Genomic DNA, 12,145 nt, shown 5'->3' with positions numbered 1-12,145 from the left:
AATCCATTAACATTTGTTTGATAAATAGCGCTTAAAACAGGATTTTATATTGATCCCGCACAGCCCTTCCCATGCAAATTACAGACAGTACCATCATATAATGGTTAATATCCACGGGATCCATCGGAATAGGCAGCTTTCCCGATTTGGTTGATAATGCCAGCAACATCATAGAAAATATGACCCACAATGCACTTTTCTGACGGCTTGCAAGCCCCACGCAGGATATTAATAATGTTACCAAAATGCAGAATGACTTGGTGATAAGCCCCACATATTCCACGCCGAACCAGGTAATGCAATACATAAGTAGCAGGCCGAGCCCAATTGTGGACCCGAAGAAATAAGTGCCTGCATTATAGCGCATGATGAGGCACCAGGATGCCGACACAAGGCAAAATGCGCCCAAAGTCATCTCCCCTGCAATAACGATATCGTGAATGGTTTCCAGACTTTCCACACCTGCGTAGACGAGCAGATCCGTGAGGGCGACAAGTGCTATGAAAAACAAAAATATGCCCCAGAGCCACTTGCTTATAAACGGCTGCGTCCTGAAATACCTCGAAAAAATAAATAAACTGGTAAAACTCAGAACTAAGTTAGAAAATATATGTGGGCTGCTGAGTATCTGCATAAACCTGCTTAATATTGTCAAAAAAGCAATTTACAAATTCTGGCTACATTTTGCTACTTCGTGCTTTTCGTTCTACTTTTACCAAAAAAACTGATTTACCAACATGAGCGTTTTAGTTAATAAAAATTCTAAGATTATAGTTCAGGGATTTACCGGATCGGAGGGCTCTTTTCACGCCCAGCAAATGATCGAGTACGGTACTAATGTCGTAGGTGGCGTAACTCCGGGCAAAGGCGGTCTCTCTCATCTTGAAAGACCTGTTTTCAACACCGTTGACCTGGCCGTTCGTGCTACCGGCGCAGATGTATCAATCATTTTTGTTCCGCCGGCTTTTGCTGCTGATGCTATTATGGAATCCGCTGATGCTGGAATTGGCGTAATCGTTTGTATCACCGAAGGTATCCCTACCAAGGACATGATGCAGGCAAAAGAATATATCAAAAACAAAAATTGCCGCCTGATCGGCCCGAACTGTCCAGGTATAATCACAGCAGAAGAGTGTAAAGTGGGCATTATGCCAGGCTTTATTTTCAAAAAAGGAACCATTGGACTCGTGTCAAAATCGGGAACATTGACTTATGAAGCTGTTGACCAGTTGACGCGCGCTGGACTTGGTCAAACCACAGCCATCGGAATCGGTGGTGACCCTATCATTGGAACAACCACAAAAGAAGCCGTTGAGCTTTTAATGAACGATCCAGAGACAGAAGCAATTGTTATGATCGGTGAAATTGGTGGAAGTATGGAAGCGGATGCGGCCAACTACATTAAATCAACTGGAAACAAAAAGCCTGTTGTAGGGTTCATTGCAGGACAAACTGCCCCAAAAGGACGAAGAATGGGCCACGCCGGTGCGATCATCGGTGGTGCTGACGATACGGCTGAAGCTAAAATCAGAATCATGAAAGAGTCTGGTATATTTGTAGCTGAGTCACCTGCATTGATCGGCGAAACGATGCTGATCGCTCTTGGAAAAAAATAGTAACCTGCTTACATATAACTTTATAAGAGGGCTGGGGAAACCCCGCCCTTTTTTATACCAATGAAGTCCATTTCCATTACGCTTTTTTGGGCTTTCCTAATCGCTTTTTCCGTTTCCGGGACATTCGCTTCCGGCGCGGCCAAAGTTAATCCTCCCGAGCAATATTTCCCGGTCTACGATTACCAGAATGACTGGCTCGTTTACAATCCTCAATACAAAAATTACGTCCCTTTCTCTCAAGGTGTGAACGAAGGGGCGCGTTACGTAAGCTTGTACATCGATCTTGTCAAAAACCGGCGCTATGTCCTGCTTTTAAAAGCGGAAAACGAAAGTTATCTGTTTTTAGAAGGGTCTCTTCAAAACAAAATAGCCAAAGAACAATGGCAGGAACTCAACATTGACAGCCTGTATAAGATCTACAAAAAAGACGAATTGCTGCTCACAGTTTACGGCAGCTCGGGGATTGGGGACAAGTCTGTGTTGCTTTGTAACAAAAAGAAACGCAATGATCCAACAACCGTTGAGCAGGCGGGACGCAATTTTATAAACATTAAGCCCATCACTTTTACGCCGTTCGGTAACTTTGCGGCGCTTTCACTCATTCTTATTCTGATACTCACCGTCTGGATTTTCAATGCTAACCCATTGTCGTTTATACGTTTGATAAATCCTATTGAGTTTTTTAACAACGATCCAAGGGACCAGCTTTCTAAAATCAACAAGCCTTATAGCAACACAGTCATTTTCTTAGTCATTATTACTTCGATGCTGATGAGCTTTATTGTGGTTTTCTTTTCAGCGAATGAGCTTAACGTATTTTCTGTCAGCACGATATTGTCCGAAAAGTCGAATACGCTGCAAATTTTGAGAGATTTTTTTATCCTTTCCATCATCTTCTTTCTGCTTACTTATCTCAAATATATAGCCATGGTCATGGCGGGAAATATGCTGAATCTGGACAAGACGGTCGATATCATATTTCTTAAAATAATACAATCCTCTTACCTGTTTTATGCAGCGTTGTTCTTGCTTGTTTTCATCCTCAGTTTCAACCACATAAACTGGCTAAACGAGATGAGAACCTATGTTCTGGCTCCATTTTTGCTGTTTTACTCAGCAAGATTCTTAGCATTATACGTTGTAACCAAGCCTCCGGGCTCGTTGATTAATCTGTATTTATTTTCGTACCTTTGCGTCATTGAAATAATCCCGCTCATTGTCGGCATAAAGTTTGCTTTGTAATTGCAGAAGATGAAACGGAATTTAAACTAATGAGGATTATACATGAGTGATACCATCAATTTTGATCAGGAGCGGCTTAAAAAAGTAACCAGCCTTTTAGTTAGTCAATCCAGACCAGCCGACGAGAATTCACCTTACTATGAATTGGCCAAAAAATATAATATTAAAGTAGATTTCAGGCCGTTCATACAAATTGACGGAGTTTCTTATAAAGAGTTTCGCAAACAAAAAATCAACATTCTGGATCATACTGCGGTTATTTTTACTAGCCGTAACGCTATTGATCATTTCTTCCGGATTTGTAATGAGGGAAGAGTTGAGGTGCCGGCGACTATGAAATATTTCTGCATTTCGGAACAGACTGCCAATTATCTTCAGAAATACATTGTGATCCGTAAGCGGAAAATCTTTACAGGCACCAAAACAGCTGCCGAACTGATCGAGCTGATGCGGAAACATAAGAAAGAGAAGTTCCTTTATCCGTGCTCGGACGTTCGTAAAAATGACATCCCGGAGTTTGCTGATACAGAAGAATTCCACTTCGTTGAAGCGACAATGTATCAGACCGGCTCTGCTGACCTGTCTGATCTGGAAGATGTCTACTACGATATCATCGCATTTTTCAGCCCGTCGGGGATAAAGTCGTTGTACGATAACTTCCCGGATTTTAAACAGAACTCCACGCGCATTGCCGCTTTCGGCCCGACAACGGCAAAAGCAGTGACCGATGCAGGTCTTTTTCTGGACATTCAGGCGCCATTGCCAAATGCCCCATCCATGACCGGCGCGCTCGACCTTTATATCAGGCAAGCGAACAATGTTTGAGTCGTTTTTCCTTCAAAAAAGCCCCGGAAAATTTCCGGGGCTTTTTTGTTATTTTATCAATTTTTTTAAGCAATATGCGTTATAAATACAATCCGAAAACTCCCGGCGTGTTCCTTAACCAAACCCACAGGCATGACTTTGACGTTTATTATTCGAAGTATTAAATACAACCGGCTGCTTGCAATAATACTCCTGACCACCACGGGTGCGATGGCTCAGAAAGACGCACAATTCAGCTTATTTTCTCTTAACCAGTTATATCTTAATCCCGCAGCTGCTGGCGCAGACGGACTTACTAAATTCCAGCTTACGCACAGAACCCAATATGCGGGTTACCAGGGAACCAATATTTCAGATGAAGGCGGCGCACTTTCCACACAGCTTTTTGCATTCAGTATGCCTATTAAGAACTTCGGGATAGGCTTTTACGCATTGAATGATCGCAGTGGTCCGCGCACAGACCAGGACTTCAAAGTATCCGCAGCTTACCGCATTCCCGCTTTTGGAGGAAATTTCCAGGTTGGGGCGAGTGCAGGCTTGTTCAGACAATCCATTGATTACAGTAAATTAAGATATCAGGACCCCGACGATCCTTTGATTCCAACCGGCAATATTTCGGAAATAAATCCCGATTTTTCTGTTGGCGCACGATTTGAAAATGAAACATTCTACGCAGGGCTTTCCTTAAACCATCTTTTAGAGCCGAAATATCAGTTGGGATCTACAACGGCGACTAATCCGTTGCCTAAAACATTGTATTTCAATGCTGGTGTTAATATCGAACTGGGTTACTTACTTGATATACAGCCTATTGTTCTTTTAAAGTCGGATATCAGCACGTTTTCAGCTGAGGGGGGAGCAACCGTTACCTACAATAAGCGATATTGGATTGGAGGAACTTACAGACAGCAGGACACTTATTTTATCATAATGGGTGGGATTTATTTGCTGCCGGATCAATCGCTCAGACTCTCGGGAGCGTATGATCTTGTGTTGGGAGGAAATGATTCCAAAGCGCCGTCATCTTTCGAAGTAATGTTGTCCTATGCATTACCATCTCCTAAGTTTGGCAAGAAGACTATCATCCGGACACCGCGTTTCAGATTCTAAGCTGTAATGCTCCGTATATAGTACTATGGGATCCGGAAATTATTAAAAAAACATGCAATTGACCATTTATTAAACGGTTTTTGTAAACCAGTAGGTAATTGTTATTAATCAGTTTGCAAAACTTTAATTTATATTTGTAAAATAATCTTGCCTTATACCATTTATCTTATTCTTACGTTAACTCGATAAATGCGGGCTTTGTGATGGATACGGGAGTTCCACAATATGATTTCTCCCAGATTCCTGCTGAGCATGAGATTGTTATTTTAGTTTTTATTTCAAGTATACTATATATCACCAGTCGACGTTTTTAGGCTAACATTTTATTATTCAAATTTTACAAAACCACTATGAATGTGAAAGTGTTCTATCGGGATGGAGTCAAAAGCCTGCTTTTGGTAGCCGCTCTTATGCTCATGCAAAGTTGCGGATTTATTAAAAGTAAGTTTGGCAAGGGAGGACAAGAAGAAAGCGGTATTCAAAACGGGGAAATTACAGCAACAGCCCGTAAAGGTTTCAAGCAAACAACTCCGGCAGGAATGGTGGTTATCCCATCAGGCTCTTTTGTAATGGGCCAGGCCGATGAAGATATAGCTTCCTCAATGAACAACATGAACCGGCGTGTTACGATCAGTTCATTCTTTATGGATGACACTGAAATCACAAACAACGAATATCGCCAGTTTGTAAATGCCTTGCTGGTTGACTCGGTTTCGGTTTTAGGAGAAGAAGAAATTATGTCCAAATACTATCCTGATACAACCGTTTGGAAGAAAGATTTTGCTTATTCAAATGGCGATCCTTTTGTAGAATATTACTATCAGCACCCGGGATTTGATACTTATCCCGTTGTGGGAGTGAGCTGGACCGGCGCTGAGTATTTTTCGAAATGGCGTACTAACCTGTTGCATGACTTCCAAAACAAGGAAGGTCAGTTCAATTCAACAGGGTTCCGTTTGCCAACAGAAGCAGAATGGGAATGGGCAGCAAGAGGTGGACGTGCAGTAGCAAAATATCCTTGGGGTAATCCTTACACCATGAATGCAAAGGGATGTTTCCTTGCGAACTTCAAGCCTCAACGCGGAAATTATGATGCGGATGGCTATCCTTACACCGGACCAGCTAATGCTTATAATCCAAATGACTTCGGACTTTACAATATGGCTGGTAACGTAGCTGAATGGACTTCAGATGCTTACACGGATAATGCAACTGCAATTGTTTGGGATATGAACCCGGAATACAATAATCCTGATGAACCCCGGAAAGTGGTTAAAGGCGGTTCATGGAAAGATATCGCTTACTACTTACAAACCGGCACGAGAACTTTCGAATATGAAACAGAACGTCGTGCTTTCATCGGCTTCCGCTGCGTAATGGACAATGTTAATGACCGTGGTGGTGCACGCGCACGCCGTCGCTAAATAGAATCTCTTCGAAAAAGAAGCAGCGTTTTGAACACTGCTTCTTTTTTACGACCTGCTCAAAACACTTTTCTATATCAATATCTAATTTTTTCACTGTAACTGATTTCAATAAGTATGGCTAAGAATAGCGGACCTAATTTTTTTTGGGATAAACTGGTACCAACAATATATAGCGCAGGTGCTGCCGTTGTTATTTTGGGAGCGTTAGCAAAGATTCAACACTGGGATTTCGGCGGCCCTTTACTAACTGCCGGATTGGGTACTGAGGTACTTATATTTTTACTTTATGCACTTCAAACACTAACACAATCTTCTGACCGCGATCCGGACTGGACCCGCGTTTACCCTGAACTTGCAGACGATTACAATGGTCCTGCGATTACACGTGGCTCGACATCTTCAAGTGGCGTTACTGCTAAGTTGGACAACATGCTCGACAATGCTAAACTGGGACCTGAGGTTTTCGATAGCCTTGGAAAAGGTTTCAGAAACTTGTCTGAAACAGTTGGCAAAATCAGCGATCTGACCGATGCAACTGTTGCTACTAATGATTACGCAAGAAATGTGAAAAGTGCGTCAACTGCGATTAATGATATGAACAAATCTTACGGTGTTGCCATTAGCGCGATGAGTTCTATGGCCGATGCTACCAAGGATGCCCAATCATATCGTGAGCAGTTTCAGCAGATTACCAAGAACATGGGCGCGCTTAATGCGGTTTATGAGCTTGAATTGCAGGATACAACGAAGCATTTGAAAGCGATGAACGCATTCTACGGTAACCTTACAGCTGCGATGGAAAACATGGCTGATGCTACCAAAGAATCACAAGTGTTTAAAAATGAAATGTCCAAACTGACGACAAATATTTCGTCTCTGAATGGCATTTATGGTAATATGCTGACTGCCATGCGTGGTGGTAATGCATAATATCAGTTTAGCAAGCATATAGTAAATCCTTCTGAGAGTTATTAATTGTTTGTTATCAATAAATTATTCAATCACTGATAACTGATTACTGAACAATATGGCAGGTGGAAAAGAAACACCCCGTCAAAAGATGATTGGCATGATGTACCTGGTACTTACTGCAATGCTTGCATTGCAGGTGAGCTCAGCCATCATAGAAAAATTCATTCTTCTGAACAATTCTTTGGAACTATCCTCCGGAGCAGCTAATAAAATAAACCAGGAAACTGTACTTAAAATTAAAGCAGCCGTTGAAAAGGCCGGAAACCGGTCGGCTGACGTTGCGGTAATCAAACAAGCAGAAGAGGTTCGCAAATTCACTGCTGACATTACCAACGAGATCAATTCATTAAAGCAAGAGATCATCACCAAAGCGGGTGGCGGACTCAATGAGGAAGGTGGAATTAAAAACCCTCAGGAAGAAGCCAAAGTTGCTGAATTGATGATTGCGCAAGGAAAAAAAGGAAAAGCTTACGGCTTGAAAGAAACGTTGAATTCATACACGGCTAAGTTAAATGGATTGTCTCCGAACAAATTCCAGATGCTGGCCATGGACGGACGCGACGATCCTAGTGTTAAGGCAAATAAAGAACAAAGAAATAAGGATTTTGCTGAGCTCAATTTTGAGTCAACACCTGTTGCAGCTGCATTGGCAGTTTTAAGCCAGAAACAAACAGATATTCGCCGTATGGAAGGTGAAGTTTTGAATTACCTGGCTAGTAAGGTTGGTGCTGCTGACGTCAAATTCGACCGTGTTCTTGCAATGGTCAGCGCTGATGCGAAAACCGTTGTGGCTGGTACAAAATTCAAGGGACAAATGTTCATCGCTGCCTCTGCTTCGGGTATCACACCTCGCATGAGCCTGAACGGTTCCCCTGTGAAAGTTGAGAATGGCGTGGGTATGATTGAATTTACTGCTCAGGGTGGCGGTTATAATGCGGAAGGTGTAGTTCGGAAAGAATTGCAGGCCCGCATTACGATTCCTACTCCTTCCGGAAAAGATACAACTTATAGCATGAATCAGGAATACTTCGTTGTGAAGCCTTCCTACCAGATTGAAACAGGAACACTTCCTCCATTGTATCTGGGTTGTGCAAACAAATTAAGCATTCAAAGCCCTGCATTAGGACCACTTTGGGCGCCTAGCTTCTCGACCGACGGTGGAGAAATTATCCAAAGCGGACAAAAAGGAAAGTTCACAATCGTTCCAAACAAAGCGCAACTCAATATTACAGTGAGCAATGCCGGAAACGTTTTAGGTTCTGAGCCGTTTAGAGTAAACAAGGTGCCAAAACCTTCGCTAGAAGTTAGGGTAAACGGTGCCGTTTATGATGAGCGTAAAGGAGCACCGGCATCGGGAGCACGTAGCATTCAGGTTATTGCCATTCCGGATGAGAGTTTTAAAAATTTCTCTCCAGAAGATGCGAAATTCAGAGTTTCACAAGTTGAAATTTCGTTGGCAAGGTCAAACAGGCGCATCGGTGGTGTTACTTTGAACGGAGGAGGCGGATCAATATCGTCACTCGCGCAACAAGCACAACCTGGTGATCGTTATGTGATTACAATCCTTAAAGTAGAGCGTCAGAATTTCAAAGGCGCTGTAAACGAAGTTGAGATGGGTAATCAGTACAGAACTGTTCCGCTATACTAATTCATCAATTTTAATCGTTGATTGGACAATACACTTTATGTATGTTATGAGAAGAATGAACGGAAAAACGATTGCATGGTCATTACTTTCTTTGTCATTGGGTACAGGCGCCGCCTTTGCTCAGGAAAAGGAAGATTCCACTGCTAACCAGTTTTCATCACGCCCGATTGCAGATGGCGACATTTTGATGAAAAGGACGCTTTGGAGAAGGGTCGATCTGAAAGAGAAACAAAATGTTTCTATGTTCTCAAAAAACAATGAGATCACACGTTACTTGCTGGAAGCTGCAAAGGCAGGTTTGATTGACGCTTATACCAATGACTCATGCGCAACAAAAATTGATGCTGACGAATTACACAAGCGTATATTAATTCCTAATCAAACGGCTGGCTTATCTGCTGAAGAAATAGCAGCTGGTTTTGGTGAGCCAGCAAAAACGGAAGACGGCTGGGGTGCTAAGCCAAAGGCTGATCCCACTAAAACCGCGGCTGCAACAGCTGACGATGGATGGGGCAATACAAAAAAAGAAACCAAGCCGGAAGCAGCAGCAGAAGATGATGGCTGGGGTCCTCCAAAGAAAAAGTCAACAAAAAAAGGTGCAAAAACTGAGGTAGCGAAGGAAGAGCCGCCTGTTGTTGAGCAACCAAAAGTTGACAGCAGCTTTCAAACGCAGGTTGCATCTACCGAGGAAGAATATTTCCCTGATCAGTTAAGCATCCTTGAAGTTAAGGAAGATTGGACTTTTGACAAGAAGAGATCACGTTTGTACAATGACATTCAAACATTGACGATCATTCTTCCATCAGAACAAACTGCTACTGGTCTGGAATTGCCAGTTGCTTCATTCCGCTATAAAGATGTGGAAAGACTTTTCAGAAGTGATCCTAAGAAATATATCTGGTACAATACGCATAATACAGCTCAAAATAAGAACCTTGCTGATGCTTTCGATCTACGCCTTTTCTATGGCCGTATCACAAAGTTTTCCAATGCGAATGACAAAGCATTTTTGGACATTTACAACGGAGAAAAAGAAGCACTTATCAAGTCTCTGAACTACGAGCAGGAGTTAATGGAATTGGAACATGGACTTTGGGAATATTAATCTCAAATCTATTCCACAAAAAAAGGTTATCCGCATTGGATAACCTTTTTTGTGTCCATACTATTCCTATCTCCTGCCAATTTTAAATTTCAGCGGCTTCGACAACCTCGTTTTGTCTTCCGTCAGGCCCAATGCCGCAATAGTTCTCTCGTAGCTTTTAAGAATCTCCGCGTCCATTCTGCCGGCCATGATGCCTGGGATGATTACAACACGTACATCTTGAAAAGATCTGTCAGGTGCATTAGGAACATTCTCCTCAGACCATCCTCTTTGAAATATATCGACGAAAAATGTGCTTTCCTGAATTCCATGCACAAAAGTAAATTCACTCACTGCGCTAGTGGCACCAGATCCGAAAGCAACTACCCCAGGCAACGGCCAATATACATTTTGTGATTTGATATAAACTAATATCGCAGAAGATTGGAAAAGGCTGTCCTCAGCTGGTGTCAAATCGTTATAACCAAGGCTAAAGCTTCCGGAAGTATCTGTTTTAACAGCACCAGCAGATATTATAATGGCTCCCCCACCCGAGCCTGTTCCATCTTCACCAGCTGGTCCCGCAGGGCCTGCTGGTCCAGCTGGTCCGGCAACACCTGCATCACCTTTTGGTCCTACTTCACCCTGCTCGCCCTCGCAACCAACCAGAAAAGCCATCGATCCGATCCAGGCAAATAGTAATAATTTTTTGAACATAATGTTAATGGTTAAAATGTGAATTGATAATGTTTAGAAATTAGAAGAAAACTTTAAGAGTTAGTACGCTGGCCAATTCCAATTTGACGAGAACAAGGGCGTTTTTCCCATAAATTATGCAAAAAAATTTACTAATCCTTCTTGCTGCCAAAAGATTAAAAAGCCTGCACTGAGCGGCACCTTAAATATGAGAAAAAGTAGTGTGTTGAAATCTCTGATATGTAATTTCGCGACGAAATAAATTTGAAAGAAAAGCGCGGAATGTCTGAAAGACAAAAGAAATACCTAATCATCATTGCCGGGCCTACCGCGGTTGGAAAGACTGCGTTATCCATACAGATAGCCAAAGCGCTCAACACAGAAATCATATCTGCGGATTCCCGGCAATTTTTCAGGGAGCTGAACATTGGCACAGCTAAGCCCACGAATGAGGAGCTTGCGCATGTGAACCATCATTTTGTCAATTCGCATTCCATTTCGGAGATTTATAGCGCGGGTGACTTCGAGCGTGACGTTCTAAAACTGTTAGAGACGCTTTTTAAGGCCCACGATTACGTCGTAATGACAGGAGGTTCGGGATTTTACGTAAAAGCAGTTTCAGAGGGCCTGGATGAGCTTCCTGCGCCTTTGCCGGGCCTTAGAGAATCGTTGACTGAAAAGCTAAATGAAAAAGGGCTGGATGTTTTACAAGCCGAAATCCGTGACATCGATCCAACATTTGCCTCGACCCCTGAAATCAACAATCCGCAACGCGTAGTCAGGGCATTGGAAGTTTTTTATACAACCGGCACTCCAATCTCGCACTATCATTTAAAAAAAACGCAAAAACGGCCCTTTGAACAAATAATGATAGCGCTCGACCGGGATCGCTCGGAATTGTATAGCCGGATCGATCTTCGAATGGATATTATGCTGGGAAACGGGCTCGTTGCCGAGGCGAAAGACTTACTTCCTTACAGAGCACACCATGCGCTGCAAACCGTGGGTTATAAAGAAGTTTATGGCTTCTTAGACGACCAATATGACGAAAAGGAAATGATCAGGCTTCTGAAACAGAATTCACGGCGATATGCGAAGCGACAGCTGACCTGGTTTCGTCATCAGGGTAATTTCGAATGGTTCCAGGCCGATGAGTACGAAAAAATCCTGGCCTACATTCAGGCCAGGATTCATGACAATGCGGATCAGTAAGAAGTATTTTATTCCAACTCGCGATAGGCAAGAATTCCGCCTAACACGTTTCTGACATTATTAAAACCCTGCGACTCCAAAAAACGGGCTGCTTTTCCACTTCTGGCGCCTGAACGGCAATGAATGATGATTTCCTCGTCTTTCAAAGGTTCCAGTTCATCCAGATGATCCGGTAATTCTGCAAGCGGGATCAGCTTTGCGCCCAGGTTATCTTCTTCGTATTCGTGTTCTTCCCGAACGTCATAAAAATGCAGGTCTTCCCCTTTTTCAAGACGTTCTTTCAGTTCTTCCACGGTAATATCCATATTTTCTA

At 42.7% G+C, this 12,145-nt stretch carries 12 protein-coding genes; 9 read left to right on the top strand and 3 right to left on the bottom strand.

The genetic code is table 11. From position 1 onward, the window contains the following. Window positions 1–31 precede the first annotated feature (31 nt). Complete coding sequence (locus B5X68_RS17745) at window positions 32–511, bottom strand: hypothetical protein (RefSeq protein ID WP_229208465.1); 480 nt, start codon at window positions 509–511, stop codon at window positions 32–34. Window positions 512–737: 226 nt separating this feature from the next. Between B5X68_RS17745 and sucD the strand changes: the two genes are divergently transcribed. From sucD to porN, 8 genes are all read left to right on the top strand, one after another. Continuing rightward, the gene (sucD, locus tag B5X68_RS17740; protein WP_082216080.1) at window positions 738–1,616 is read left to right on the top strand and encodes a succinate--CoA ligase subunit alpha; all 879 of its coding nucleotides are present in this window, start codon (window positions 738–740) and stop codon (window positions 1,614–1,616) included. Between the two features lie 60 nt (window positions 1,617–1,676). Beyond that, window positions 1,677–2,858 carry a DUF4271 domain-containing protein gene (locus B5X68_RS17735; RefSeq protein ID WP_082216079.1) on the top strand — a complete coding sequence of 394 codons (1,182 nt, stop codon included), beginning with the start codon at window positions 1,677–1,679 and terminating at the stop codon, window positions 2,856–2,858. Between the two features lie 42 nt (window positions 2,859–2,900). Continuing rightward, window positions 2,901–3,683 carry a uroporphyrinogen-III synthase gene (locus tag B5X68_RS17730; RefSeq protein ID WP_082216078.1) on the top strand — a complete coding sequence of 261 codons (783 nt, stop codon included), beginning with the start codon at window positions 2,901–2,903 and terminating at the stop codon, window positions 3,681–3,683. 132 nt (window positions 3,684–3,815) lie between these two features. After that, window positions 3,816–4,793, top strand: coding sequence for a PorP/SprF family type IX secretion system membrane protein (locus B5X68_RS17725; protein WP_082216077.1), 978 nt, complete (start codon window positions 3,816–3,818; stop codon window positions 4,791–4,793). Window positions 4,794–5,143: 350 nt separating this feature from the next. Beyond that, window positions 5,144–6,217: a T9SS ring complex lipoprotein PorK/GldK gene (porK, locus tag B5X68_RS17720; protein WP_082216076.1), complete on the top strand. Its 1,074-nt coding sequence runs from the start codon at window positions 5,144–5,146 to the stop codon at window positions 6,215–6,217. Window positions 6,218–6,334: 117 nt separating this feature from the next. Continuing rightward, on the top strand, window positions 6,335–7,150 hold the full coding sequence (gene porL, locus B5X68_RS17715; protein ID WP_082216075.1) for a type IX secretion system motor protein PorL/GldL: 816 nt from the start codon (window positions 6,335–6,337) through the stop codon (window positions 7,148–7,150). 97 nt (window positions 7,151–7,247) lie between these two features. Next, complete coding sequence (gene porM, locus B5X68_RS17710; RefSeq protein WP_082216074.1) at window positions 7,248–8,840, top strand: type IX secretion system motor protein PorM/GldM; 1,593 nt, start codon at window positions 7,248–7,250, stop codon at window positions 8,838–8,840. A 37-nt stretch (window positions 8,841–8,877) separates the two neighbouring features. Then, on the top strand, window positions 8,878–9,945 hold the full coding sequence (porN, locus tag B5X68_RS17705; protein ID WP_170916673.1) for a type IX secretion system ring subunit PorN/GldN: 1,068 nt from the start codon (window positions 8,878–8,880) through the stop codon (window positions 9,943–9,945). Between the two features lie 66 nt (window positions 9,946–10,011). Here the strand turns inward: porN and B5X68_RS28650 are convergent, their stop codons facing one another. Beyond that, window positions 10,012–10,641 (bottom strand): hypothetical protein, encoded by a 630-nt coding sequence (locus B5X68_RS28650; protein ID WP_141110329.1) that lies wholly within the window; start codon window positions 10,639–10,641, stop codon window positions 10,012–10,014. 261 nt (window positions 10,642–10,902) lie between these two features. Here B5X68_RS28650 and miaA point away from each other — a divergent pair, with 261 nt between their 5' ends. Then, window positions 10,903–11,832, top strand: a complete 930-nt coding sequence (gene miaA / locus B5X68_RS17690) for a tRNA (adenosine(37)-N6)-dimethylallyltransferase MiaA (RefSeq protein WP_082216071.1) — start codon at window positions 10,903–10,905, stop codon at window positions 11,830–11,832. 8 nt (window positions 11,833–11,840) lie between these two features. Here miaA and B5X68_RS17685 read toward each other — a convergent pair whose 3' ends face one another. Further along, window positions 11,841–12,137 (bottom strand): rhodanese-like domain-containing protein, encoded by a 297-nt coding sequence (locus tag B5X68_RS17685; protein ID WP_082216070.1) that lies wholly within the window; start codon window positions 12,135–12,137, stop codon window positions 11,841–11,843. Between the last annotated feature and the right edge of the window lie 8 nt (window positions 12,138–12,145).

This window comes from Dyadobacter psychrophilus (assembly GCF_900167945.1).
GTDB classification, from domain to species: Bacteria; Bacteroidota; Bacteroidia; order Cytophagales; family Spirosomataceae; genus Dyadobacter; species Dyadobacter psychrophilus.
This window is presented reverse-complemented; position numbering and strand designations above follow the sequence as displayed.